The organism is Mycolicibacterium vaccae NBRC 14118 = CIP 105934 (genome assembly GCF_001552715.1).
GTDB classification, from domain to species: Bacteria; Actinomycetota; Actinomycetes; order Mycobacteriales; family Mycobacteriaceae; genus Mycobacterium; species Mycobacterium vaccae.
The window spans coordinates 1-25,260 of sequence record NZ_BCRS01000090.1; the positions used below are offsets into that span (position 1 = coordinate 1).

Here is a 25,260-nt window from a genome sequence, read left to right on the forward strand (position 1 = left end):
CCAAGCCCGCCGGTCAGCAGCAGCCGTTCGGCTTGCTGAACGACCCCGACCCACTGCCGTACGTGCAGCCGGGCGCCGGCCTCGCCCCGGGCGCCTACGGTGCGGCCGCCGCGCCCACCGAGGTCGGCGTCGTCGACCCGGACCGGCGCGACGATCGCCGGGGCACCCAGGATCTCGGCCTGCTCCTGCTGCGCGTCGCGGTCGGTGTGCTGCTCATCGTGCACGGCCTGCAGAAGGTCTTCGGCTGGTGGGGCGGTCCAGGCCTGGACGGATTCCGCGAGTCACTGACCGAGGTCGGGTTCCAGCACGCCGACATCCTGACCTACGTCGCCGCCGGCGGTCAGATCGCCGCCGGGGTGCTCCTCGTGATCGGTCTGTTCACCCCGATCGCCGCAGCCGGAGCGCTGGGCTATCTCGTCACCTCGGTACTGGCCGAAGCCACGATCGCGCACGAAGAGGCCCGGCTGTCCTCGTTCCTGACCGACGGCCATGAATACCAGCTCGTGCTGGTGTGCGCGGTGGCCGCGATCATCCTCGTCGGGCCGGGCCGCTACGGCCTGGACGCGGGCCGAGGCTGGGCGCGCCGCCCGTTCATCGGCTCCATCGCCGCGCTGCTGCTGGGCGTCGGCGCCGGCGTCGCGATCTGGGTGCTGCTCAACGGCACCAACCCGCTGGCCTGACCGCGCGCTACTGATACGGGTTGGGGACCCGCCCGCCGCTGGCGGCGGCCAGAATCGGCAACGTGGAGAACGTCACCGCGGGCAGCCCCAGTTCGGTCCCGTCGCGCAGCTGAGCCACGGCCCACGCCGTGCGCCCGAACCGCAGACCGTCGATGTCCTCCCAGCGCACGGTCCGGCTGCCCAGCATCGTGCGTGCGGTCACCGTGTCCCTGCCTGCGATGGTGCGGTTGCGCATCACGAACACCGACAGCAACGCCGGGGTCAGAAAGAACAGGATGAACCATCCCGGGCCGGCGAACACCACGGCCAGCATGGCCACCGACAGGAACCCGATCGCCACATGTGCCATCGGGGAGATCCTGACGACGACGGGGGCCGACTCCGAAGTCGAACGAGTACGCATGCCGCCAATCATTGCACCGGATGCGTCTGCTCCTCACCCGCGTGCTCGTCGGGACCACCCAGATTTGACCTGGAAGGAGTCCTGCGGCTACCGTCGTCTGCTATGCAGACCATGCTCGTAGTAATTGGGTTGCGCGTTGATGCCGCGCTGGCCCTGCTTCGGGCATAGCACAACAGCATCGACGCGCAACCCTCGTACAGCCGCCGGGCTGGCGAGGGTTTTTTGTTGCCTCAGCACCGATTTGAGAAGATCAGCCGACCGAGAAAGACCAGAGGACACCGTGAGCGCACCCACCACGCGACCGCCCGAGAAGTCGGCGACCCCGACTAACGGGACAGCGGCTACCGCGAAGCACAACTCCGCGATAGCCCCGGCGCAAGACACACGTCAACCGAACATCGTTGCCCCGCAACAGCTCACCGGAGCGCAGGCGGTCGTCCGGTCGCTTGAGGAACTCGGTGTCGAGGTCATCTTCGGGATCCCCGGCGGCTGCATCCTGCCGGTCTACGACCCGCTGTTCGACTCGGAGAAGCTGCGCCACGTGCTGGTGCGTCACGAGCAGGGCGGCGGTCATGCGGCCAGCGGCTACGCCCATGCGACGGGCCGGGTCGGTGTGTGCATGGCCACCTCGGGTCCCGGCGCGACCAACCTGGTGACCCCGCTGGCCGACGCGTACATGGACTCGATCCCGATGGTGGCGATCACCGGGCAGGTCGGCCGCGCCCTGATCGGCACCGACGCGTTCCAGGAAGCCGACATCTCCGGCATCACGATGCCGGTCACCAAGCACAACTTCCTGGTGCGCGACGGGGACGACATCGCCCGCGTCATCGCCGAGGCGTTCCACATCGCCTCGAGCGGGCGCCCGGGTCCGGTGCTGGTCGACATCCCGAAGGACGTGCTGCAGGCCCAGTGCACCTTCGCGTGGCCGCCGCAGTTCGATCTGCCGGGCTACAAGCCGAACACCAAGCCGCACAACCGGCAGATCCGCGAGGCCGCCAAGCTGATCGCCGAGGCGCGCAAGCCGGTGCTCTACGTCGGCGGCGGCGTGATCCGCGGCGAGGCCAGCGAGCAACTGGCCGAACTGGCCGAGCTGACCGGCATCCCCGTCGTCACCACGCTGATGGCCCGCGGCGCGTTCCCGGACAGCCATCCGCAGAACCTGGGCATGCCCGGCATGCACGGCACCGTCTCCGCGGTGGCCGCGCTGCAGCGCAGCGACCTGCTGGTCGCGCTGGGCACCCGGTTCGACGACCGCGTCACCGGCAAGCTGGATTCGTTCGCGCCCGACGCCAAGGTCATCCACGCCGACATCGACCCCGCGGAGATCGGCAAGAACCGGCACGCCGACGTGCCGATCGTGGGCGACGTCAAGGCCGTCATCACCGACCTGATCGAGGTCCTGCGCCGCGACGGCGCCGCCGGCACCGAACGGCGGCTCGACAGCTGGTGGGAGTACCTGCGCGGGATCCAGGCGACCTACCCGCTGAGCTACGGCCCGCAGAGCGACGGCAGCCTGTCGCCGGAGTTCGTGATCGAGACGCTGGGCAAGATGGCCGGCTCGGATGCGGTCTACGTGGCCGGGGTGGGCCAGCACCAGATGTGGGCGGCGCAGTTCATCTCCTACGAGAACCCCAAGACCTGGATCAACTCCGGCGGTCTCGGCACCATGGGCTTCGCGGTGCCCGCGGCGATGGGCGCCAAGATGGGCCGCCCGGAGGCCGAGGTGTGGGCCATCGACGGCGACGGCTGCTTCCAGATGACCAATCAGGAGCTGGCCACCTGCGCCATCGAGGGTGTGCCGATCAAGGTCGCGCTGATCAACAACGGCAACCTGGGCATGGTGCGCCAATGGCAGACGCTGTTCTACGAAGAGCGGTACAGCCAAACCGATCTGGCCACCCACACCCGCCGCATCCCGGACTTCGTCAAGCTCTCCGAGGCGCTGGGTTGCGTCGGACTGCGGTGTGAACGTGCCGAGGACGTCGCCGACGTCATCAACCAGGCCCGCGCGATCAACGACCGCCCGGTGGTGGTCGAGTTCGTCGTCGGCGCCGACGCGCAGGTGTGGCCGATGGTGGCGGCAGGCACCAGCAACGACGAGATCCAGGCAGCGCAAGGTATCCGGCCGCTGTTCGACAACGAAGAGGGGCACGCGTGATGAGCGCTTGCGCGAAGAACATGAGGTCGGGCATGAGCGCTTGCGCGAAGAACATGGGAGCGGGCATGAGCGCTTGCGCGAAGAACGGAGCGCTTCGATGAGCACCACCCACACTCTCTCGGTTCTCGTCGAGGACAAGCCGGGCGTCCTGGCCCGGGTGGCGTCGCTGTTCTCCCGCCGCGGCTACAACATCCAGTCGCTGGCCGTCGGGGCCACCGAGCACAAGAACCTCTCCCGGATGACCATCGTGGTCGACGTGGAGGAGTCCCCGCTGGAACAGATCACCAAGCAGCTCAACAAGCTGGTCAACGTGATCAAGATCGTCGAGCAGGACGAGGAGAACTCGGTCGCCCGCGAGCTCGCACTGATCAAGGTCCGCACCGACGCGGCCACCCGCGGACAGGTCATCGAGGCGGTCAACCTGTTCCGGGCCAAGGTCGTCGACGTCTCCAACGAGTCGCTGACCGTGGAGGCCACCGGGACACCTGGCAAGATCGAGGCGCTGCTGCGGGTGCTCGAGCCCTACGGGATCCGCGAGATCGTCCAGTCCGGTGTGGTCTCGCTGTCTCGCGGGCCACGCGGTATCAGCACCAAGTAAGAACCTAAAAGCACACTGAAGAAAGAAGATTCACGAAAATGGCAGTTGAGATGTTTTATGACGCCGACGCGGACCTGTCGATCATCCAGGGCCGCAAGGTCGCCGTCATCGGCTACGGCAGCCAGGGGCACGCGCACTCGCTGAGCCTGCGCGACTCCGGCGTCGAGGTGAAGGTCGGCCTCAAGGAGGGCTCCAAGTCGCGGGAGAAGGTCACTGAGCAGGGCCTCGAGGTGGGCACTCCCGCCGAGGTCGCCAAGTGGGCCGACGTGATCATGCTGCTGGCGCCCGACACCGCGCAGGCCGAGATCTTCAAGAACGACATCGAGCCCAACCTCAACGACGGTGACGCGCTGCTGTTCGGCCACGGTCTCAACATCCACTTCGGGCTGATCAAGCCCCCGGCCAACGTCACCATCGGCATGGTCGCCCCCAAGGGCCCGGGCCACCTGGTGCGCCGCCAGTTCGTCGACGGCAAGGGTGTGCCGTGCCTGATCGCCGTCGACCAGGACCCCAAGGGTGAGGGTCAGGCGCTGTGCCTGTCCTACGCCGCGGCGATCGGTGGCGCCCGCGCCGGCGTCATCAAGACCGACTTCAAGGAAGAGACCGAGACCGACCTGTTCGGCGAGCAGGCCGTGCTGTGCGGTGGCACCGAGGAACTGGTCAAGGCCGGCTTCGAGGTCATGGTCGAGGCGGGCTACGCCCCGGAGATGGCCTACTTCGAGGTGCTGCACGAGCTCAAGCTCATCGTCGACCTCATGTACGAGGGTGGCATCGCGCGGATGAACTACTCGGTGTCCGACACCGCCGAATTCGGTGGCTACCTGTCGGGCCCGCGCGTCATCGACGCCGACACCAAGGACCGGATGCGCGCCATCCTCAAGGACATCCAGGACGGTACTTTCGTCAAGCGTCTGGTCGCCAACGTCGAGGGCGGCAACAAGGAGCTCGAGGCGCTGCGCAAGAAGAACGCCGAGCACCCGATCGAGGTCACCGGCAAGAAGCTGCGCGACCTGATGAGCTGGGTCGACCGGCCCATCACCGAGACCGCCTAGCCGTATCGTCCTAGTCGCGGAATAGTAATCCCGGTCGTGATCTCTCGCTGATCACGACCGGGATTGCTATTCCGGGGAGACCGTCGCGGGGGTCGGTACTCTCGGTGATCATGACGGGCACTCCGACTCCGGCCGCCGCCCTGTTGGCCCGTGCGGGAGGCCTGCAGGGCCTGGTGTACACGGCGTTGCCGGTGACCATGTTCGCCGTGCTCAACGCTGCCGTCGGACTGACGCCCGCGCTGATCGCCGCCGTGGCCGCCGGTGCGGTCATCCTGACCTGGCAGCTGGTGCGGCGCGAGTCGACCCGGCCCGCGCTGTTCGGTTTCGCCGGGATCGCGGTGGGGGCGGGGTTCGCCCTCGTCACCGGTCAGGCCAAGGACTTCTACCTGCCCGGCATCTGGATGTACCTGGCGATGGCGGTCCTGTTCACCGGATCGGTGCTCGCCCGCCGCCCGCTGATCGGGGTGGTCTGGGCCTGGATGACCGGCCGTGACGACACCTGGCGGCGCACCCGCCGGGTCCGCCTGGCGTTCGACCTCGTCACGTTGATGATGGCGGTGGTGTCCGCGACGCGTTTCGGGGTGCAGTTCCATCTCTACGACACCGACCAGGAGGGCATGCTGGCCGTGGCGCGGATCGCCATGGGCTGGCCGATCTTCCTGGTCACCTCGACGCTGATCTACCTGGCCATCCGGACGGCGATGCGGACGCTGCCCAAGGGCGTCTCCTAGCGATCCGGCATCACCGGGGAAGCGGGGCGAGTGACGGCAGGGCCCTGATCCCGAACTCGCGGCGCAGCACCGTCCGCGCGGCGTAGAGGCCGGCCATCCCGTGCACGCCGCCGCCCGGCGGGGTCGCCGACGAACACAGATATGCCTTCGGGATCGGCGTCGACCACGGATTCCACCGCAGCGCGGGTCCGGTCAGCGCGCTGACCATGTTGTTGCCGCCCACGCCGATATCGCCGCCGACCAGGTTCGCGTTGTGCGCGGACAGTCGCGCTGCGGGCACGCTGCGCACCCCGACGACCACATCGCGGAAGCCCGGCGCGAACCGCTCGAACACCTCGGTGACCGCCTCGGCCATGTCCACCGTCGACCCCGCGGGCACGTGGGCGTAGGTCCACAGCGGCCGACGGCCCTGCGCGTCCACCCGTTTCGGGTCCGCCAGGTGGGGAAGTGAGGCCAGCACCATCGGCCAGCGTGGGTGCCGGCCCGCCGCGATCTCCTTCTCCGCCAACGCCATCGTGGCGCGGTCACCGCCCATGTGCAGCGTCGGCGCATCGCGCAGGCGGGCGTCTCGCCACGGGATGTCGTCGGACAGCACAAAATCGACCTTGGCCACCCCGGGCCCATAACGGTAGCGCCGCAATGTCTTTGCGTACCGGGAAGGCAGTCGGTCGCCGTAGATGTCCAACAGGGCCGTCGGCGCCGTGTCGTAGAGGACGACGCCCGACGGAGGGCTGGTCACCTCCTCGCCGAGGATCAGTTCCCCGCCGTGGGTCCGCAGGTCGGCGATCAGCGCGTCGGGGATCGCCTGCGAACCGCCGACCGGGATGGGCCAGCCGACCGCGTGCGCGAGGGTGGCCAGCATCAGGCCCGCGCCCGCCGACACCAGCGAAGGCATCCGCGAAATCGTATGTGCGGCAACGCCAGTGAAGAGGGCGCGAGCATCCTCGCCGGCGAGCGTGCCCCACGCCGGGCTACCCTGGGCGAGCAGCCGGGGAGCGACCCGCACGGCGGCGGCGAGGCTGGGCGGGACGGACCTCTTGTCGCCCAGCAGCAAGCCGACCACACCGTCGCAGTCGGCCGCCAGCGGACCGAGCAGCCGTCGCCACGAGGCGCCGTCGTCGAGTTCGTCACAGGTCCGCCGGAGATCGCGGTAGCCGACGGCCGCCGGGCGTCCCGGCAGCGGGTTGGCGTAGGACACCTCGGGCACCGCCAGCGTGACGCCGCGGGCGGGCAGGTCGAACTCGGCGAAGAACGGCGAGGCCAACGCCAACGGGTGCACTGCCGAACAGATGTCGTGCGTCACACCGCCGAACTCGGGGTCGGCCAACGTGCGCGCACCTCCGCCGGGGACGGTCTGCGCCTCGATGACCCGCACCGAAAGCCCTGCTCGCGCGCAGATCACGGCCGCGGCCAGTCCGTTGGGTCCACTCCCGACGACGGTCAATTCCACCTGGACATTAGAGCCCATTAGGCTGAGACCTCGTGAGTCTTCCTGTAGTACTGATCGCCGACAAGCTGGCCCAATCGACGGTGGAGGCCCTGGGCGACCAGGTCGAGGTCCGCTGGGTCGACGGCCCGGACCGGGAGAAGCTGCTGGCCGCGGTGCCCGACGCCGATGCGCTGCTGGTGCGTTCGGCGACGACCGTCGACGCCGAGGTTCTCGCCGCCGCCCCCAAACTCAAGATCGTGGCCCGCGCGGGCGTGGGTCTGGACAACGTCGACGTCGACGCCGCGACCGCCCGCGGGGTACTGGTGGTCAACGCGCCGACCTCCAACATCCACAGCGCGGCCGAACACGCCGTGGCGTTGTTGCTGTCCACTGCGCGCCAGATCCCGGCCGCCGATACGACGCTTCGTCAGCACACCTGGAAGCGGTCGGCGTTCTCCGGCACCGAGATCTTCGGCAAGACCGTCGGCGTGGTCGGTCTGGGCCGCATCGGTCAGCTGGTGGCCCAGCGGCTGGCGGCGTTCGGCGCCCACATCATCGCCTACGACCCGTATGTGTCCCAGGCGCGCGCGGCACAGCTGGGCATCGAGTTGCTCACGCTCGACGAGCTGCTGAGCCGTGCCGACTTCATCTCGGTGCACCTGCCCAAGACCAAGGAGACCGCGGGCCTGTTCGGCAAGGAGGCGCTTGCCAAGACCAAGCCGGGCGTGATCATCGTCAACGCCGCCCGCGGCGGACTGATCGACGAGCAGGCGCTGGCCGACGCGATCACCGCCGGCCACGTCCGTGGCGCGGGCCTGGACGTGTTCTCCACCGAACCGTGCACCGACAGCCCGCTGTTCGAGCTGCCGCAGGTCGTGGTGACCCCGCACCTCGGTGCGTCGACGGCCGAGGCGCAGGACCGGGCCGGCACCGACGTCGCCGCGAGCGTGCGGCTCGCGCTGGCCGGTGAGTTCGTGCCCGATGCGGTCAACGTCGGCGGCGGCACGGTCGGCGAGGAGGTGGCGCCGTGGCTGGACCTGGTCCGCAAGCTCGGTCTGCTCGCCGGCGTGCTGTCCAGCGAGTTGCCGGTGTCGCTGTCGGTGCAGGTTCAGGGTGAGCTCGCCAGTGAAGACGTCGAGGTGCTCAAGCTCTCCGCGCTGCGCGGCCTGTTCTCGGCGGTGATCGAGGATCCCGTCACGTTCGTCAACGCGCCGGCGCTGGCCGCCGAGCGCGGGGTCGATGCGTCGATCAGCACCGCGTCGGAGAGCCCGAACCACCGCAGCGTGGTCGATGTGCGGGCGGTCGGCGCCGACGGGTCCACCGTCAACGTCGCCGGCGCGCTGTCGGGGCCGCAGCTGGTCGAGAAGATCGTCCAGATCAACGGCCGCAACCTGGATCTGCGCGCCGAGGGTGTCAACCTGATCATCAACTACGACGACCAGCCCGGCGCGCTCGGCAAGATCGGCACGCTGCTCGGCGGGGCAGGGGTGAACATCCTGGCCGCGCAGCTGAGTCAGGACGCCGACGGCAGCGGGGCGACGATCATGCTGCGACTGGACCGTGAAGTGCCCGAGGACGTGCTTGCCGCCATCGGCAGGGACGTGAACGCCGTGACGCTGGAAGTGGTGGACCTGACGTGAGCCCGTCGATGAAGTTGGCAGTGATCGCCGGTGACGGCATCGGACCGGAGGTCATCGGTGAGGCACTCAAAGTGCTCGACGCCGTGCTGCCCGGGGTCGAGAAGACCGAGTACGACCTCGGCGCTCGGCTGTACCACCGCACCGGCGAGGTGCTGCCGGACTCGGTCCTGGAGGAGCTGAAGGGCCACGACGCCATCCTGCTCGGCGCCATCGGCGATCCGTCGATGCCCAGCGGTGTGCTCGAACGCGGGCTGCTGCTGCGTATCCGGTTCGAGCTCGACCACCACATCAACTTGCGGCCCGGCCGTCTCTACCCGGGCGTGCAGAGCCCGCTCGCCGGTGACCCGGAGATCGATTTCGTCGTGGTGCGGGAGGGCACCGAGGGCCCCTACACCGGAAACGGCGGCGCGATCCGCGTCGGGACGCCGCACGAGATCGCCACCGAGGTCAGCGTGAACACCGCCTTCGGTGTCCGTCGGGTGGTGCAGGACGCGTTCAAGCGGGCGCAGCAGCGCCGCAAGCATCTGACCCTGGTGCACAAGAACAACGTGCTGACCAACGCCGGATCGCTGTGGTGGCGCACCGTTCAGGCGGTGGCCGCCGAGTTCCCCGAGGTCGAGGTGGCCTACCAGCACGTCGACGCCGCGACCATCCACATGGTCACCGATCCGGGCCGGTTCGACGTGATCGTCACCGACAACCTGTTCGGCGACATCATCACCGACCTGGCCGCCGCGGTCTGCGGGGGTATCGGGCTGGCGGCCAGCGGCAACATCGATGCCACGCTGACCCACCCGTCGATGTTCGAACCGGTGCACGGAAGCGCACCCGACATCGCCGGCCAGGGGATCGCCGATCCGACGGCCGCCATCATGTCGGTGTCGCTCCTGCTGGCGCACATGGCCGAGATCGATGCCGCCGCAAAGGTCGACGCGGCGGTCGCCGAGCATCTGGCCACCCGCGGAGACCAGAAACTGTCGACCGTCGAGGTCGGCGAGCGGATCCTGGCCAAGCTGTAGCCATCGCAGGATTCGCCTCGCCGGGCCGGCAGTACCGGTTGTTCGCAATCGGTGCGTCGTTCTTCGCGTCGGCGACCCTGCCCGGATTCGCGGCGTGGGCGGGTGCGGGCCCGGCAAACCTGCTGTGCTTTGTCGGTTCCTGGTTTTTCACGGTCGCCGCGTGGATGCAGCTGGACCTCACCGAGCGCGCCAAGCGCGTCGAATGGGTATCGGCCGCAGTGCAATTCGTCGGCACGGTGCTGTTCAACCTCAGCACCGGCGCCGCGGTGTGGGCGCACGCGGTGCAGACCGAGCGTCGCGATGTCTGGGTCCCCGACGCGACCGGGTCGCTGATGTTCCTGATCAGCGGGGCGCTGGCGCTGGCGGCGGTGACCGTGGCCTGCGGTGCGCCCGATCTGAGGTCTCGCGAGTGGGTGGCGGGCGCGGTCAACCTGATCGGTTGTGTCGCCTTCGCGGTGTCGGCGGTCGCCGCGTTCGTGCGCACGGACGGTGTCACCGCCGACGAGTGGCTGGCCAACCTCGGGACGTTCGTCGGGGCGCTCTGTTTTCTGGCCTCGGCGTTGACCGCACTTCCACGCCACCGCCGCCCGGTGCGCCGGCCCGGGTCTGGGTGAATCGTGGGGCGGCGCGCTACTTCGGCGTGACGTTGCGCGGCACCGCAGGGATGGCCAGCAACGGGAACAGCGCACACACCGCGAATGCCACCGGATACCCGGTGACCGCGATCAGCGCACCGAACAGCGGGGGAGCGACGCCCTGAGCGAACAGCTGACTCGTGTTCTGAGTGCCCAGTGCGCGCCCGCTCCAGAACGGTCCGGCGTACTCCGCGATCAGCGTGAACGCCAAACCGTTGTCCGACACCGTGATCACCGACGCGACGACCATCAGCGCGATGCTTGCCGGTGAGTCGAGCCAGTCGGTCAGTGCCAGCAGCGCCATCGCCGCCGCCGCGGCGGTCGCGATCGTGCGGATCGGCCGCAGCCGGGAGGCGACGACGTCGCCGGTGCGCCTGACGTAGGTGTCCGACCACCGGCCCGCGGCGATCCTGCCGGCGGCGCCCAGAATCTGGGCCGCCATCACCAGCAGGCCCGCCGATTCCGGTGACCAGCCGTGCGCGGAGATCAACCACACCAGCGTGAACGTCCACACCACGACCTGCGGGACGACGAGCAGGACGGAGGTGAGGTGGATGCGCCACAGCATCGACGAGCCCCGGTAGGGGTTGGCCAGATCGGCGTCGGTGGCCTCGGCACGCGGTGGGCGCGGCGGGTCGATCACCGCGACCGCGCACAGCACCGCTGCGGCCGCGCACACCACGGCCGGGAACAGCAGTGCCGCCGAGGCGCCCTCGCTCTGGGCCAGGCGGGGGATCACCAGTGCGCCGAAGCCGACGCCCAGCGGTTGAGCGGTCTGCCGGATGCCCATCACCAGGCCGCGCTGCTCGGCCTCGAACCAGCCGACCACCAGCCGGCCGCTGGCGGTGTTGCTGCTCGCGGCCGCCATGCCGCCGAGGAACAGGAAAACCCCTGTCGCCGGAAGCGAGTCCGCGGTCGCCGCGGCCAGCGCCGCGGCGGCGGTCAGCGCCGATCCCAGGGCCAGCACCACCCGTTCGCCGACGCGGTCGACGACATACCCCCAGGCGATCAGCGTCACCACCATGCCGAGGCTGGGTAGCGAGGACATCAGGCCGGCGGCGGCCAGGTCGAGCCCGCGCTCGTCGTGCAATGTCGGGATCAGAAACGCCACACCGTTGATGAACACGTTGGCGCACAGGGTGGCCAGCAGCCCGATGGCCAGCATCGACCAGCGCCGCAGCGCGCTGATCGAACCGATGGCCATGGCGCCATGCTTGCACAGTCGTCCCAAAATACTGAACTTCAATCCCATATCATGAGACGCCGACCTGTCGGTGCCGCGCCGTCGGGCGGGTCCGGCGCGGGCACTAGGCTGGCGGTATGCGTCTCGGACGAATAGCCAGCCCCGATGGAGTCGCCTTCGTCGCGATCGAAGGTCCGCCCGAGGACCCCGCCGCCGCGGTCGCCCGTGAGATCGCCGAGCATCCGTTCGGGACTCCGACCTTCACCGGACGGCAGTGGCCGCTGGCCGACGTGCGCCTGCTCGCGCCGATCCTGGCGAGCAAGGTCGTCTGCATGGGAAAGAACTACGCCGCGCACATCGAGGAGATGGGCGGCGGCACGTTCGAGGACCCGATCATCTTCCTCAAGCCGAACACCGCGATCATCGGGCCCTACACGCCCATCCAGCTTCCCGCCGACGCCGATCCGGTGCACTTCGAGGGCGAGCTGGCGGCGGTGATCGGCCGGCCCTGCAAGGACGTTCCGGCCGCCCGCGCGGCCGAGAACATCCTGGGTTACACGATCGCCAACGACGTGTCGGCCCGGGATCAGCAGCGCAAGGACGGCCAGTGGATGCGGGCGAAGGGTCATGACACCTTCTGCCCGGTGGGTCCGTGGATCGTCACCGATCTGGACCCGTCCGATCTGGAGATCCGCACCGAGGTCAACGGCGAGGTCAAACAGCGCAGCAGGACCTCGATGATGATCCACGACATCGGCGCGATCATCGAGTGGATCTCGGCGGTGATGACGCTGTTGCCCGGCGACCTGATCCTGACCGGGACCCCGGAGGGGGTGGGTCCCCTCGAGCACGGCGACAGCGTGAGCATCACCGTCGAGGGGATCGGCACCCTCACCAATCCCGTTGTGAGAAAAGGAAGATCGTGACCACCTCGGATACGTCTGTTCGTGTCAGATTCTGTCCGTCGCCGACCGGGACGCCCCACGTCGGGCTGATCCGGACCGCGTTGTTCAACTGGGCCTACGCCCGTCACACCGGCGGCGCGTTCGTGTTCCGCATCGAGGACACCGACGCCGCGCGCGACAGCGAGGAGAGCTACGAGGCCCTGCTGGACGCTCTGCGGTGGCTGGGGCTGGACTGGGACGAGGGCCCCGAGGTCGGCGGGCCGTACGGCCCCTACCGCCAGTCGCAGCGCCGCGAGATCTACCTTGATGTGATCGAGCGTCTGCTCGCCACAGGCGAGGCCTACGAGGCATTCTCGACGGCCGAGGAGGTCGAGGCGCGCCACCTCGCCGCCGGCCGGAACCCGAAACTCGGCTACGACAACTACGACCGTGACCTGACCGACGAACAGCGCGCGGCGTTTCTCGCCGAGGGCCGGCGGCCTGTCGTGCGGCTGCGGATGCCCGACACCGACCTGACCTGGACCGACCTGGTGCGCGGCGAGACGACGTTCCCGGCCGGCTCGGTGCCCGATTTCGCGCTCACCCGCGGCAACGGAGAACCGTTGTACACCTTGGTCAATCCGGTGGACGACGCATTGATGAAGATCACACACGTGCTGCGCGGGGAGGATCTGCTGCCGTCCACGCCGCGTCAGCTCGCGCTCTATGCCGCGCTGACCCGCATCGGTGTGGCGGATGCGACACCGCGGTTCGCGCACCTGCCGTCGGTGCTCGGCGAGGGCAACAAGAAGCTGTCCAAGCGCGATCCGCAGTCCAACCTGTTCCTGCACCGTGACCGGGGTTTCATCCCGGAGGGCCTACTGAATTACCTTGCCCTGCTGGGTTGGTCGATCGCCGATGACCGCGACATCTTCAGCCTCCAGGAGATGGTGGCCGCGTTCGACGTCGCCGACGTCAACTCCAATCCGGCGCGGTTCGACCAGAAGAAGGCCGACGCGCTCAACGCCGAGCACATCCGGATGCTCGACCCGGCCGATTTCACCCGTCGGCTCGCGGACTTCTTCGCCGCCCACGGGCACCGCACGGGTCTGGACGACGCGCGGTTCGCCGAGGCGGCCGCGCTGGTGCAGACCCGCATCGTCGTGCTCGGCGACGCCTGGGGTCTGCTCAAGTTCCTCGACGACGGGTCGTTCGCGCTCGACGAGAGGTCGGCGGCCAAAGAGCTGAAGGCCGAGGCGGTACCGGCGCTGGACGCGGCCCTGGAGGCTCTTGAGGGCCTCGCGTCGTGGGACGCGGCAGCTATCGAGGAGGCGCTCAAAGCGGCGCTGATCGAGCGTCTGGAGCTCAAACCGCGCAAGGCCTTCGGTCCGGTCCGGGTGGCCGTCACAGGCTCGACTGTGAGCCCGCCGCTGTACGAGTCGCTGGAGCTTCTGGGCCGCGACCGCAGCCTGGCGCGGCTACGGGCCGGCCGGGAACACGCCGCGGCGGCCGTAACGGTGGAGGCGTGAAAAACCACGCCGAAATCTTTGGTAGTCTGCTCGTCGGCCGGAGTTAAGGCGCCGAGCGGGACAACCGCAACGCGCTAGGTCGAAAAACGGCTTGTGACCAGCGGTGACAAGTTCGCTTTGGGGTATGGTGTAATTGGCAACACAGCGGTTTCTGGTACCGCCATTCTAGGTTCGAGTCCTGGTACCCCAGCCAACGCCACTGATTAGGTCTGCATTCTCACCTGAGCTATGCTTTCCAACCGGCACCAGTTCTAGCCCCCGTCGTCTAGCGGCCTAGGACGCCGCCCTCTCACGGCGGTAGCGTGGGTTCGAATCCCATCGGGGGTACAACGAGAAAACTCCGGTCCTCACGAGGACCGGAGTTTTTTTGTGCGCTCGGAGTTCGGGTGCGCCTACGGCGCTGAGATCCTTCTCACAGCCGCCGCGTCAGGGCATCCGCGGCCGCGACCAGATCCGCCGCCCAGCGCGCCCCGGGCCGTCGGCCCATCCGGTCGATCGGGCCGGAGACCGACACTGCGGCGATCACTGCGCCGCGGCTGTCGCGGACCGGCGCCGAGACGCTGGCCACACCGGGCTCGCGTTCGGCGACGCTCTGCGCCCAGCCGCGTTTGCGGACCTCGGCCAGTGTGCGGTCGGTGAACGTGGCTGCAGGCAGCACCGCCTGCTGGGTCGTCGGGTCGGCGAACGCGAGCAGCACCTTGGCGCCCGAGCCCGCGGTCATCGGCAGCTGGGTTCCGACGGGCACGGTGTCGCGCAGGCCCGCAGGCGGCTCCAGCGCCGCGATGCAGATCCGGGTGGTGCCCTCTCTGCGGTAGAGCTGGACGCTCTCGCTGGTGAGTTCGCGCAGCCGCGGCAGCACCACTGCGCCGGCGGCCAGCAGCGGATCCTTGACGTGGCCGGACAGTTCGACCAGAGCCGGCCCCAGGCACCACTGCCCGTCGCCGTCGCGGGCGAGCAGGCGGTGCATTTCCAGCCCGACGGCCAGCCGGTGGGCGGTGGCCCGCGGCAGGTCGGTGCGCTCGCAGAGATCGGCGAGCCCGCAGGGGGACTCGGCCACCGCATGCAACACGGTGACCGCTTTGTCCAACACGCCGATGCCGCTATTCTGTCTCACAAGGAGATATTAGCTTCCCAGATTGTGAGACAGTCAAGATGGCCATCGCGAATCAGCCCCGCACGCTTGCCGAGAAGGTGTGGAGCGACCATGTCGTCGTCCCCGGTACCGGCGAAGGTGCCGCACGGGAGCCCGACCTCATCTACATCGACCTGCACCTGGTCCACGAGGTCACCAGTCCGCAGGCGTTCGACGGGCTCCGGCTGGCAGGGCGTCCGGTCCGCAGGCCCGATCTGACGATCGCCACCGAGGACCACAACGTGCCGACGATCGACATCGACAAGCCCATCGCCGATCCGGTGTCGCGCACCCAGGTCGAGACACTGCGCCGCAACTGCGCGGAATTCGGTATCCGGTTGCACCCCATGGGTGACGTCGAGCAGGGCATCGTGCACATCATCGGTCCACAGCTGGGCCTGACCCAGCCCGGGATGACGGTCGTCTGTGGAGACAGCCACACCTCCACCCACGGAGCGTTCGGCGCACTGGCCATGGGCATCGGCACCTCTGAGGTCGAGCATGTGCTTGCCACCCAGACACTTCCGCTGCGGCCGTTCAAGACGATGGCGGTCAACGTCGACGGGCAGTTGCCGCCCGGGGTCAGCGCCAAGGACATCATCCTGGCCGTGATCGCCAAGATCGGCACCGGCGGCGGGCAGGGCTACGTGATCGAATACCGCGGCAGTGCCATCGAATCGCTGTCGATGGAAGGCCGGATGACGATCTGCAACATGAGCATCGAAGCCGGCGCCCGGGCCGGCATGGTCGCCCCGGACGACACGACATTCGAGTTCCTGCGCGGCCGGCCCCATGCGCCGCAGGGTGCCGACTGGGACGCCGCGGTGCAGGCGTGGCGTCAACTACGCACCGACGAGGGCGCCCAGTTCGACACCGAGATCTATCTGGACGCCTCGACGCTGAGCCCGTTCGTCACCTGGGGGACCAATCCCGGGCAGGGCGTTCCGCTGGCCGGCTCGGTCCCGGACCCCGAGATGATGTTCGACGAAGGGGAGCGGCAGGCGGCCGAAAAGGCATTGGCTTACATGGACCTTCGTCCGGGTACCCCGATGCGGGAGATTCCGGTGGACACGGTCTTCGTCGGTTCGTGCACGAACGGCCGGATCGAGGACCTTCGGGTGGTCGCCGAGGTGCTGCGCGGCCGCAAGGTGGCCGACGACGTCCGGATGCTGGTGGTGCCGGGCTCCATGCGGGTACGCGCACAGGCCGAATCCGAGGGTCTGGGCGAGATCTTCACTGCCGCAGGCGCGGAATGGCGTCAGGCGGGCTGCTCGATGTGCCTCGGGATGAACCCCGACCAGCTCGCGCCCGGGCAACGGTGCGCGTCGACCTCCAACCGCAATTTCGAGGGCAGGCAGGGCAAGGGCGGCCGCACGCACCTGGTGTCGCCCGCGGTCGCGGCCGCCACCGCGGTGCGTGGCACCTTGTCATCCCCCGCCGACCTCGCCGGCGATTCCGCCCACTGAGACCAGGAGACCGTCATGGAAGCATTTCGCACCCACACCGGGATCGGTGTCCCGCTGCGCCGCTCGAACGTCGACACCGACCAGATCATCCCCGCCGTCTACCTGAAAAGGGTGACGCGAACGGGATTCGAGGACGGTCTTTTCGCCGCCTGGCGTAATGACCCGTCCTTCATTCTGAATTCACCGCCATTCGACAAGGGTTCGGTTCTGGTCGCCGGCCCCGATTTCGGCACCGGCTCGTCACGCGAGCATGCGGTCTGGGCGCTGATGGACTTCGGATTCCGGGTGGTCATCTCGTCCCGATTCGCCGATATTTTCCGGGGCAACGCCGGTAAGGCCGGTCTGCTGGCAGCCGAAGTGGCACAGGATGACGTCGAATTGTTGTGGAAGCTGATCGAGGAGCATCCAGGCACGGAAATCACTGTGAATCTTCAAGATCGGACCATCACCGCCGGAACGATGATGGTGCCGTTCAACATTGACGATTACACCGCCTGGCGGCTGCTCGAAGGACTCGACGATATAGGCCTTACGCTGCGAAAAGTCGACGAGATCGAGGATTTCGAGCAGCGTCGGCCGGAGTGGAAACCGCGCACTCTGCCGGCGTGATCGAGGGCCGAAAAGGCCGAAATCCCGCGTCTGAAACCCTCTTTTCGCGGCGCCCCTCAGGACGGTAAGGGGGCCAAGCGGATTGAAAAATGTTCGCTGAATGAGCCTGAAATTGCGCGTGGCTCTTGGAAATCAGCAGGCGATGGGTTTACCGTGTCCACTAGTCGGTCCAAAGAGGACCACTGGTTTTCGGAGGTTTTGCATGAACAAAGCAGAGCTCATCGACGTACTCACTGAGAAGCTGGGCTCGGATCGTCGGCAAGCGACTGCGGCGGTGGAGAACGTTGTCGACACCATCGTGCGCGCCGTGCACAAGGGTGAGAGCGTCACCATCACGGGCTTCGGTGTTTTCGAGCAGCGTCGTCGCGCAGCACGCGTGGCACGCAATCCGCGCACCGGCGAGACCGTGAAGGTCAAGCCCACCTCAGTCCCGGCATTCCGTCCCGGCGCTCAGTTCAAGGCTGTTGTCTCTGGCGCACAGAAGCTTCCGGCCGAGGGTCCGGCGGTCAAGCGCGGTGTGACCGCGACGAGCACCGCCCGCAAGGCAGCCAAGAAGGCTCCGGCCAAGAAGGCTGCCGCGAAGAAGGCCGCGCCGGCCAAGAAGGCTCCGGCGAAGAAGGCTGCGACCAAGGCTGCACCGGCCAAGAAGGCCACTGCCGCCAAGAAGGCCGCGCCGGCCAAGAAGGCCACTGCCGCCAAGAAGGCTGCACCGGCCAAGAAGGCTCCGGCCAAGAAGGCTGCGACCAAGGCTGCACCGGCCAAGAAGGCTCCGGCCAAGAAGGCCGCGACCAAGGCTGCACCGGCCAAGAAGGCTCCGGCCGCCAAGAAGGCGCCCGCCAAGAAGGCTCCGGCCAAGCGCGGCGGACGCAAGTAAGTCACGTTCCACACGGATACGCCGCGGATCATCTGATCCGCGGCGTGTTTGTGTGTCGTGACGACTAGGTTGTATTCAATTGCGGCGTCACTTCTTCGGGGGCAGCGGGCTGCTGATGTGGTCGGCGGCGATCAACCGGCCGTCCGACAGCGACATGACCCAGGTGCTGCCTTTGCGGTTGCGTGACTTGTCCGGCCGCACCCCGTCGCGTTCGCACCACCAGGAGATCAGGTCCGGAATCACCTTGCCCTGGGTACAGATCACCGGTGTCACCGATTTCTCGGCGATCTCCAGGATGCGGTGACGGGCGGTCTTGCGGTCCTCGGCGTAAGCCTCTTCGGTCAGTGCCGGCTCGTCGTGGATCACCACCCCGAGCTCCTCGGCCAGCGGGTCCAGCGTTTGCCGGCACCGCACCCGGTCCGCGGCGAACAACTCGTCGGCGCCGAACGCCAGCAGTTGTCCCACCAGGGATTCGGCCTGCGCGCGGCCGCGCTTGTCCAGCGGACGTTTTCGGTCGTCACCGCGGTAGCGCTTCTTGTCGCCCGCGGTGCCGTGCCGCACCACGAGCACGGTCTGGGTGTCGGCCGGCTGCTTGAGGAAGTGACGCAGGACCTTGCGGTCGTGCGGGTAGCTCAACAGCGGCATCGCGTCCTCGGGCGGGAGCCAACGCAGTTCGTCGACTTCGTCGTTCGGGTGGAACTCGCCGCCGAGACAGCGCGCCGCCCAGTACCGCACCTTCTTGGTGCCGTGGTCGACCGGATAGGTGACGGTCGGGAGCCTGCGCCCGAGCCGCGCGCGGTAACCGGTCTCCTCCTCGATCTCGCGCACGGCAGTGACCGGTTCGGTCTCGCCGGGATCCACCTTGCCTTTGGGAAGCGACCAGTCGTCGTAGCGCGGGCGGTGCACGAGCGCGATCTCCGATGCGCCCGTGCACTCCTGGGGCCGCCACAGCACCGCGCCCGCGGCCAGGACCGGCGCCTTCTTCACCACGACTGCATCCCGCTTGTGCTCCCTGGGCACCCTAGTGGTGCCTGTGGAGTTCCATCATCGACCGTTGATGGTCGCGCACGGTGTGCCCTTCCTGCGGCGAAGCCGTCCAGTGCCCGTCGGGACCCAGCTCCCAGCAGCGTGTGCTCGGGTCGGTCGCCGATTCGAAGATCTCGTTCAGTTGTGCGGTCAAGCGCGGATCCTTAACCTGCGCCATCACTTCCACGCGCCGGTCGAGATTACGATGCATCATGTCGGCGCTGCCGATCCAGTATTCGTCGATGGCGCGGAAATGAATGATCCGTGAATGTTCCAGGAACCGGCCGAGGATCGAGCGCACCGTGATGTTCTCGGAGAAGCCGAGCTCGCCCGGGCGCAGCGCACAGATACCCCGGACCACGACCTCGACGCGCACACCGGCCTGCGAGGCGCGGTACAGCGCGTCGATGACCTGCTCGTCGACCAAAGCATTGGCCTTCAACCGGATCCGCCCGTCGGCGCCGTCGCGGGTCGCGGCGATCTCGCGCTCGATGCGCTCGATGATGCCCTTGCGCACCCCGAACGGCGCGACCAGCAGGTTGCGGTAGGACTCCTTGCGCGAGTAGCCGGTCAGCGAGTTGAACAGATCCGTCAGGTCGGCGCCGATGTCGGGCGCGGCGGTCAGCAGACCGATGTCCTCATACAGGCGCGCGGTCTTCGGGTTGTAATTGCCCGTACCGACGTGGCAGTACCGCCGGATCGTTGACCCTTCCCGGCGCACCACCAGACACGTTTTGCAGTGTGTCTTCAGACCGATCAGGCCGTACACCACGTGCACGCCCGCCTGTTCGAGCGCACGCGCCCACTTGATGTTGGCCTGTTCGTCGAACCTGGCCTTGATCTCGACCAGCGCCACCACCTGCTTGCCGGCCTCGGCGGCGTCGATGAGCGCGTTGACGATCGGCGAATCACCTGAGGTGCGGTACAGGGTCTGTTTGATCGCGAGCACGTTGGGGTCGGCCGCGGCCTGCTCGATGAACCGCTGCACGGTGGTCGAGAACGAGTCGTACGGATGGTGCACCAGAACGTCGCCGTCGCGCAGCGCGGCGAAGATGCTCTTCGGGGTCTCGCGTTCACCGAACGCCGACGGGGTCGCGGGCACGAACGGCGGATCCTTGAGCGCGGGCCGATCCACGCCGTAGATCTGCCACAGAGACGAGAGATCCAGCAGCCCGGGCACTTCGACCACATCGCCGGGCGCGACGTCGAGCTCGCGCAGCAGCAACTCCAGCATGCTGTCGGTCATGTCGTCGGACACCTCGAGGCGCACCGGGGATCCGAAGCGGCGGCGGGCCAGTTCCCGCTCCAGCGCCTGCAGCAGATCCTCGTCGCGGTCCTCTTCCACCTCGAAGTCGGCGTTGCGGGTGATGCGGAATGCGTGGTGCTCGACGATTTCCAGGCCCGGGAACAGCACCGGCAGGAACGCCGCGATCAGTTCCTCCATCGGAAGGAAGCGCACCGTGTCCGGCGAGCCTTCACGGCTGAACAGTTCGACGAAGCGGTCCACGTTGTCCGGCACCTTGATTCGGGCAAAGTGCTGCCCGCCGTCGTCGGGCTGCTTGACGGTGATCGCGAGGTTGAGACTCAGCCCGCTGACGAACGGGAACGGGTGCGCGGGATCGACGGCCAGCGGCGTCAGAACGGGGAACACCTGCTCGTGGAAATAGGTCGAGAGCCGGCCCCGCTCGGCCTCGTCGAGTTCGGCCCAGGTGACGATGATGATGCCCTCTTCGGCCAATGCGGGCCGCACCGCGTCGAGAAACACGTGCGCGTGCCTGCTGGCGATCTGCTGGGTACGTTCGCTGATCCGGCGCAGCTGTTCCCGCGGCGACAGGCCGTCGGCCGAGCGCACCGACAGCCCCATCTCGTCGCGCCGTTTCAGTCCGGCCACCCGCACCATGTAGAACTCGTCGAGATTGGACGCGAAGATCGCCAGGAACTTCGCGCGCTCCAGCAGCGGCAGCGACGGATCGGCCGCCAGCGCGAGGACCCGGGCGTTGAAGTCCAGCCAGCTCAGTTCCCGGTTGAGGTAGCGGTCTTCGGGCAGCGGGTTCTCGACCGTCGGAGACGTCGCCGCCGGCGGCGCCACGGGTGCTGAATCCGCGGGCGCTGCGGGCGGGGCGACCGTCTCCGGCGCTTCGGATCGCTCCGCCTGCTCCTGCCGGGTCTGGGCTTCGGTCATGTGTGTCGATGATTCCCTATACCCGGGTGCTCCTGCCACCGAGATGGGTCACGGATTCATGATGCGCCCGATCGCCTGCGCGGTGGCCGGGCCCACGCCGAGGTCGCGTGCGGTGAGCAGGTCGTCCGGGGTGTCGATGTCCGAGCGCAGCCCGGGCCAGGATCCGGACAGTTCCTGCGCTCCGGAACGGCGGTGCCGCCGCGCAGAGTCCGGCCCGAACCGCGGGTCCAGCGCGACGCCGAACGCGAACAGCGCCGAGGTGCCGGTGCCGTGCCGGTCGGCGACGAAACTGCGCGGGTGCGCGCGGGCCGCGGCGATGGCGCCGGCCAGTTCTTCGGTCTGAAGCGCGGGCAGATCACCTTGCAGTGCAACGACATTGGGGCTCTCCCGGCGCGCAGCGGCTTCGGCCGCCGACAGTGCGTTGTTCAGTGGGTCCCGATGGCCCTGCGGCGTCGGGTCGTCGAGCACCCGGGCGCCGAGCTGACGGGCCGCGTCGGCGGCGTCCTGATCGGGGGTCACGACGAGCACCGACCGCAGCGCCGGGACGGCCATCGCCGCGGTGATGGTGTCGACGAGCATGGCCAGCACGACGTCCTCTCGCGCGGCCGCCGAGAACACCGGCGCCAGCCGTGTCTTGGCAGCGGTGAGCCGCTTGACCGCGATCACCAGGCCGACGTCGGCGCGGTTGGTGTTCATGCCGCTCACGAGCGCCATCCTGCCAGCAGATTATTCCCGGTTAGTCTTATGCCGTGGTAGAGGCGGCGGTGATGGGTGCCGGGGCGTGGGGAACAGCCCTCGCGAAAGTGTTGGCCGATGCCGGCAACGAGGTCAGGTTGTGGGCCCGCCGGCCGGAGCTGGCCGAGGAGATCAACCGGACCCATCGCAATCCTGGTTACCTGGACACCGCGTTGCCCGAGTCCATCCGGGCCACCGGCGACGCGGCCGAAGCACTCGCCGGGTCGTGCACGGTGCTGCTGGCCGTCCCGTCGCAGACTCTGCGGGCCAATCTCGAACAATGGCGGAGCCACCTCGAGCCCGACGCGTCACTGGTCAGTCTGGCCAAGGGCATCGAACTGGACACCCTGTTGCGGATGAGTCAGGTCGTCACGCAGGTGACCGGTGCGGATCCGTCCCGGGTCGCGGTGGTGACCGGGCCGAACCTGGCCAGCGAGATCGCCGCCGAGCAGCCCGCGGCCACCGTGGTGGCGTGTACCGACTCCGGTCGTGCGGTGGCGCTGCAGCGTGCGCTGGCCACCGGCTACTTCCGCCCGTACACCAACTCCGACGTCATCGGCGCCGAGATCGGCGGTGCCTGCAAGAACGTCATCGCGCTTGCCTGCGGGATGGCGGCCGGCGTCGGGCTGGGGGAGAACACCGCCGCGGCGATCATCACCCGCGGGCTGGCCGAGATCATGCGGCTCGGAATTGCGTTGGGCGCCAAGCCCACCACGCTGGCCGGCCTGGCGGGGATCGGCGATCTCGTGGCCACCTGCAGCTCCCCGTACTCGCGGAACCGGTCCTTCGGGGAACGCCTCGGCAAGGGCGGCACCATCGAGGCTGCACGCGAGGCGACCGGCGGCCACGTCGCCGAGGGCGTCACCTCGTGCCGGTCGGTGCTGGCGCTGGCCTCCAGCTACGACGTCGAGATGCCGTTGACCGAGGCCGTTCACCGCGTCTGCCACAAGGGTCTGTCGGTCGACGAGGCGGTGGCCCTGCTGCTGGGCCGCACCACCAAACCTGAGTGAGGGCATATGGCGGGCACCTACGGAGATTCCACCCGGAGCATCAAAGCACTTGGTGCTGAATCGATTCCAGGAAGCCCGGTAACACCGACCCCGATGCCTGCGGCGGCCTATCACCTCGCCGCCGACGAGGACGAAGCCCTGGACACCTACGGGCGTAAGTCGAACCCGAACTGGCGGCAGCTGGAATCCGCGCTCGCTCAGCTCGAAGGAGCCTCGACTGCACTGACTTTCGGCTCGGGCATGGCAGCGCTGACCGCCGTGCTGCGGACCGTCGCCGAACCGGGCCACACGATCGTGGTGCCCGCCGATGGCTACTACCAGGTGCGCGCGTACGCCCAGGAGTACCTCGCCCCCCGTGGGGTCACCGTCGTCGAGGCGCCGTGTGCGCAGATGTGCGACGCCGCCCGCGGGGCGGACGTGGTGCTGGCCGAGACGCCGTCGAACCCCGGTCTGGACGTGGTGGACCTGCACCGGCTGGCGATGACGTGCCGGGCGCGCCAGACCCTGCTGGTGGTGGACAACACCACCGCCACTCCGTTCGGCCAGCAGCCGCTGTCCTTCGGTGCCGACCTGGTGGTCGCCAGCGCCACCAAGGCGCTGGCCGGTCACCACGACGTCCTGGCCGGTTACGTCGCGGGCAGCCACCCCGAACTGATGGACAGGATCGGCCGCGAACGGCTCCTTGCCGGGCCCATTCTCGGGGCGTTCGAGGCGTGGCTGGTGCTGCGCAGCCTGGGCAGCGCCGGTCTGCGGTTCGAGCGGCAGTGCCAGAACGCCGCGGCGCTGGCCCTGATGCTGCGCTCGCACCCGGCGGTGCGTGCGGTGCGCTATCCCGGACTGCCCGAAGATCCGTCGCACGCCGTCGCGGCGGCGCAGATGCGGCGCTTCGGCGGGATCGTCGCGGTCGAACTGGCCGACGCCCGCGCCGTCCACGACCTGGTCGGCAGAAGCGAGCTGCTGGTGGCGTCGACGAGTTTCGGCGGGATCCACACGTCGGTGGACCGGCGCGCCCGCTGGGGGGACCCGGTCGCAGCCGGGTTCGCCCGGATCTCGCTGGGCATCGAGGACACCGACGACATCGTCGACGACGTCCGGCGGGCACTCGGGACGGCGTGACAGCACGGGGCCGGTAGCCTCTCTAGGTTGTGACTGCCCGCATCCGAGTCGCCGTCGTCTACGGCGGACGCAGCTCCGAACACGCGATCTCGTGTGTTTCCGCAGGCAGCATCCTGCGCAACCTCGACCCTCAGCGGTTCGAGGTGGTCGCCGTCGGGATCACTCCCGAGGGTTCCTGGGTGCTCACCGACGGCCGGCCCGAGACCCTGGCCATCACCGACGGCACGCTGCCCGGTGTCAGCGCCGGGTCGGGCACCGAGCTCGCTCTGGCCGCCGACCCGGGCCGGCGCGGTCAGCTGGTCTCCCTCGGGGAGGGCGCCGGGCAGTTGCTGGCCTCGGTCGACGTGGTGTTTCCCGTGCTGCACGGCCCGTACGGCGAGGACGGCACGATCCAGGGCCTGCTCGAGTTGGCCGGGGTGCCCTATGTGGGGGCGGGCGTGCTCGCCAGCGCGGCGGGCATGGACAAGGAGTTCACCAAGAAGCTGCTCACGGCCGCCGGTCTGCCCGTCGGCGACCACGTGGTGCTGCGTCCGCGCGAGACCACCGTGTCGCTGGACGACCGGGAGCGGCTGGGCCTGCCGGTGTTCGTCAAACCGGCCCGCGGCGGCTCGTCGATCGGCGTCAGCCGCGTCACCTCGTGGGACGAACTGGACCGCGCGGTCGAACTGGCCCGCCGGCACGACCCGAAGGTCATCGTCGAAGCGGCGGTGCCGGGCCGTGAACTGGAGTGCGGTGTGCTGGAGTTGCCCGACGGCCGGCTGGAGGCCAGCACCGTCGGCGAGATCAGGGTGGCCGGGGTGCGCGGCCGGGATGACGGCTTCTACGACTTCGAGACGAAGTACCTCGACGACGCCGCCGAACTCGACGTGCCCGCCAAGGTCGACGACGGTGTCGCCGCGGAGATCCAGGCGCTGGCGATCCGGGCGTTCCAGGCGATCGACTGCCAAGGCCTGGCGCGGGTCGACTTCTTCCTGACCGACGACGGCCCGGTCATCAACGAGATCAACACGATGCCGGGATTCACCACGATCTCGATGTATCCGCGGATGTGGGCGGCCACCGGCGTCGACTACCCGACCCTGCTGGCGACCATGGTCGACACGGCCGTGGCCCGCGGCACCGGCCTGCGCTAACGGGGCGGCGGCCCGACCGGGCCCGGCTCCGGC

Annotated in this window: 23 protein-coding genes and 2 tRNA genes; 18 read left to right on the forward strand and 7 right to left on the reverse strand. The window is 68.6% G+C overall.

What is annotated here, in order from left to right; translation table 11 throughout:
* Window positions 1-680, forward strand: a 680-nt coding sequence (locus tag MVA01S_RS17490; RefSeq protein ID WP_060941656.1) for a DoxX family protein, incomplete at its 5' end; no start/stop codon positions are given.
* Window positions 681-687: 7 nt separating this feature from the next.
* On the opposite strand, the gene MVA01S_RS17495 is transcribed toward MVA01S_RS17490, so the two are convergent.
* Window positions 688-1,029, reverse strand: coding sequence for a PH domain-containing protein (locus MVA01S_RS17495; RefSeq protein WP_003928691.1), 342 nt, complete (start codon window positions 1,027-1,029; stop codon window positions 688-690).
* A 334-nt stretch (window positions 1,030-1,363) separates the two neighbouring features.
* Here MVA01S_RS17495 and MVA01S_RS17500 point away from each other — a divergent pair, with 334 nt between their 5' ends.
* From MVA01S_RS17500 to MVA01S_RS17515, 4 genes are all read left to right on the forward strand, one after another.
* Window positions 1,364-3,244: an acetolactate synthase large subunit gene (locus tag MVA01S_RS17500; protein ID WP_003928690.1), complete on the forward strand. Its 1,881-nt coding sequence runs from the start codon at window positions 1,364-1,366 to the stop codon at window positions 3,242-3,244.
* A gap of 97 nt (window positions 3,245-3,341) precedes the next feature.
* The gene (ilvN, locus tag MVA01S_RS17505; protein WP_003928689.1) at window positions 3,342-3,842 is read left to right on the forward strand and encodes an acetolactate synthase small subunit; all 501 of its coding nucleotides are present in this window, start codon (window positions 3,342-3,344) and stop codon (window positions 3,840-3,842) included.
* A gap of 38 nt (window positions 3,843-3,880) precedes the next feature.
* Window positions 3,881-4,894 (forward strand): ketol-acid reductoisomerase, encoded by a 1,014-nt coding sequence (gene ilvC / locus MVA01S_RS17510; protein WP_003928688.1) that lies wholly within the window; start codon window positions 3,881-3,883, stop codon window positions 4,892-4,894.
* A gap of 110 nt (window positions 4,895-5,004) precedes the next feature.
* A complete protein-coding gene (locus MVA01S_RS17515) occupies window positions 5,005-5,625 on the forward strand; it encodes a DUF3159 domain-containing protein (RefSeq protein WP_040540177.1) in 621 nt (206 codons plus the stop codon).
* A gap of 10 nt (window positions 5,626-5,635) precedes the next feature.
* Here MVA01S_RS17515 and MVA01S_RS17520 read toward each other — a convergent pair whose 3' ends face one another.
* Window positions 5,636-7,075, reverse strand: coding sequence for a phytoene desaturase family protein (locus MVA01S_RS17520; protein WP_003928686.1), 1,440 nt, complete (start codon window positions 7,073-7,075; stop codon window positions 5,636-5,638).
* A 32-nt stretch (window positions 7,076-7,107) separates the two neighbouring features.
* Between MVA01S_RS17520 and serA the strand changes: the two genes are divergently transcribed.
* Genes serA through MVA01S_RS17535 form a run of 3 tightly spaced genes read left to right on the forward strand, consistent with a single transcriptional unit; the run spans window position 7,108 to window position 10,327 of the window.
* Window positions 7,108-8,694: a phosphoglycerate dehydrogenase gene (gene serA, locus MVA01S_RS17525; protein ID WP_003928685.1), complete on the forward strand. Its 1,587-nt coding sequence runs from the start codon at window positions 7,108-7,110 to the stop codon at window positions 8,692-8,694.
* 8 nt (window positions 8,695-8,702) lie between these two features.
* On the forward strand, window positions 8,703-9,713 hold the full coding sequence (locus MVA01S_RS17530) for a 3-isopropylmalate dehydrogenase (protein ID WP_003928684.1): 1,011 nt from the start codon (window positions 8,703-8,705) through the stop codon (window positions 9,711-9,713).
* 38 nt (window positions 9,714-9,751) lie between these two features.
* Window positions 9,752-10,327 (forward strand): hypothetical protein, encoded by a 576-nt coding sequence (locus tag MVA01S_RS17535; RefSeq protein ID WP_003928683.1) that lies wholly within the window; start codon window positions 9,752-9,754, stop codon window positions 10,325-10,327.
* A 16-nt stretch (window positions 10,328-10,343) separates the two neighbouring features.
* Here the strand turns inward: MVA01S_RS17535 and MVA01S_RS17540 are convergent, their stop codons facing one another.
* A complete protein-coding gene (locus MVA01S_RS17540; RefSeq protein WP_003928682.1) occupies window positions 10,344-11,552 on the reverse strand; it encodes an MFS transporter in 1,209 nt (402 codons plus the stop codon).
* 116 nt (window positions 11,553-11,668) lie between these two features.
* Here MVA01S_RS17540 and MVA01S_RS17545 point away from each other — a divergent pair, with 116 nt between their 5' ends.
* The 4 genes from MVA01S_RS17545 (at window position 11,669) to MVA01S_RS17560 (ending at window position 14,271) form a co-directional block, all read left to right on the forward strand.
* On the forward strand, window positions 11,669-12,457 hold the full coding sequence (locus tag MVA01S_RS17545) for a fumarylacetoacetate hydrolase family protein (RefSeq protein WP_003928681.1): 789 nt from the start codon (window positions 11,669-11,671) through the stop codon (window positions 12,455-12,457).
* Window positions 12,454-13,944 (forward strand): glutamate--tRNA ligase, encoded by a 1,491-nt coding sequence (gene gltX / locus MVA01S_RS17550; RefSeq protein ID WP_003928680.1) that lies wholly within the window; start codon window positions 12,454-12,456, stop codon window positions 13,942-13,944. The genes MVA01S_RS17545 and gltX overlap by 4 nt, the downstream gene beginning before the upstream one ends.
* Window positions 13,945-14,062: 118 nt before the next feature.
* Window positions 14,063-14,137 (forward strand) — tRNA-Gln (locus tag MVA01S_RS17555).
* Between the two features lie 61 nt (window positions 14,138-14,198).
* A tRNA-Glu gene (locus MVA01S_RS17560) sits at window positions 14,199-14,271 on the forward strand.
* An 85-nt stretch (window positions 14,272-14,356) separates the two neighbouring features.
* Here the strand turns inward: MVA01S_RS17560 and MVA01S_RS17565 are convergent.
* The gene (locus MVA01S_RS17565; protein WP_003928679.1) at window positions 14,357-15,058 is read right to left on the reverse strand and encodes an IclR family transcriptional regulator; all 702 of its coding nucleotides are present in this window, start codon (window positions 15,056-15,058) and stop codon (window positions 14,357-14,359) included.
* 38 nt (window positions 15,059-15,096) lie between these two features.
* On the opposite strand from MVA01S_RS17565, the gene leuC reads away from it, so the two are divergent.
* The 3 genes from leuC to MVA01S_RS17580 all read left to right on the forward strand — a co-directional run bounded on the left by leuC (window position 15,097) and on the right by MVA01S_RS17580 (window position 18,025).
* Window positions 15,097-16,542, forward strand: a complete 1,446-nt coding sequence (gene leuC / locus MVA01S_RS17570) for a 3-isopropylmalate dehydratase large subunit (protein ID WP_003928678.1) — start codon at window positions 15,097-15,099, stop codon at window positions 16,540-16,542.
* A gap of 15 nt (window positions 16,543-16,557) precedes the next feature.
* Window positions 16,558-17,151 (forward strand): 3-isopropylmalate dehydratase small subunit, encoded by a 594-nt coding sequence (gene leuD / locus MVA01S_RS17575; RefSeq protein WP_003928677.1) that lies wholly within the window; start codon window positions 16,558-16,560, stop codon window positions 17,149-17,151.
* 202 nt (window positions 17,152-17,353) lie between these two features.
* On the forward strand, window positions 17,354-18,025 hold the full coding sequence (locus MVA01S_RS17580; RefSeq protein WP_003928676.1) for an HU family DNA-binding protein: 672 nt from the start codon (window positions 17,354-17,356) through the stop codon (window positions 18,023-18,025).
* An 87-nt stretch (window positions 18,026-18,112) separates the two neighbouring features.
* Here MVA01S_RS17580 and mutT1 read toward each other — a convergent pair whose 3' ends face one another.
* The 3 genes from mutT1 to cofC are packed head-to-tail and all read right to left on the reverse strand — an operon-like array spanning window position 18,113 to window position 21,947.
* Window positions 18,113-19,015, reverse strand: a complete 903-nt coding sequence (gene mutT1 / locus MVA01S_RS17585; RefSeq protein ID WP_003928674.1) for an 8-oxo-(d)GTP phosphatase MutT1 — start codon at window positions 19,013-19,015, stop codon at window positions 18,113-18,115.
* A gap of 31 nt (window positions 19,016-19,046) precedes the next feature.
* Entirely contained in the window at window positions 19,047-21,233 is a 2,187-nt protein-coding gene (locus MVA01S_RS17590; RefSeq protein ID WP_003928673.1) for an RNA degradosome polyphosphate kinase, read from the reverse strand.
* A 48-nt stretch (window positions 21,234-21,281) separates the two neighbouring features.
* On the reverse strand, window positions 21,282-21,947 hold the full coding sequence (gene cofC, locus MVA01S_RS17595) for a 2-phospho-L-lactate guanylyltransferase (protein ID WP_003928672.1): 666 nt from the start codon (window positions 21,945-21,947) through the stop codon (window positions 21,282-21,284).
* A 53-nt stretch (window positions 21,948-22,000) separates the two neighbouring features.
* Here cofC and MVA01S_RS17600 point away from each other — a divergent pair, with 53 nt between their 5' ends.
* From MVA01S_RS17600 to MVA01S_RS17610, 3 genes are read left to right on the forward strand one after another with little or no spacing between them, the layout of a single operon-like run.
* Entirely contained in the window at window positions 22,001-22,978 is a 978-nt protein-coding gene (locus MVA01S_RS17600) for an NAD(P)H-dependent glycerol-3-phosphate dehydrogenase (protein ID WP_040540049.1), read from the forward strand.
* A 6-nt stretch (window positions 22,979-22,984) separates the two neighbouring features.
* On the forward strand, window positions 22,985-24,094 hold the full coding sequence (locus tag MVA01S_RS17605) for a cystathionine gamma-lyase (protein WP_003928670.1): 1,110 nt from the start codon (window positions 22,985-22,987) through the stop codon (window positions 24,092-24,094).
* A 29-nt stretch (window positions 24,095-24,123) separates the two neighbouring features.
* Window positions 24,124-25,227 carry a D-alanine--D-alanine ligase family protein gene (locus tag MVA01S_RS17610; protein ID WP_003928669.1) on the forward strand — a complete coding sequence of 368 codons (1,104 nt, stop codon included), beginning with the start codon at window positions 24,124-24,126 and terminating at the stop codon, window positions 25,225-25,227.
* Window positions 25,228-25,260 lie beyond the last annotated feature (33 nt).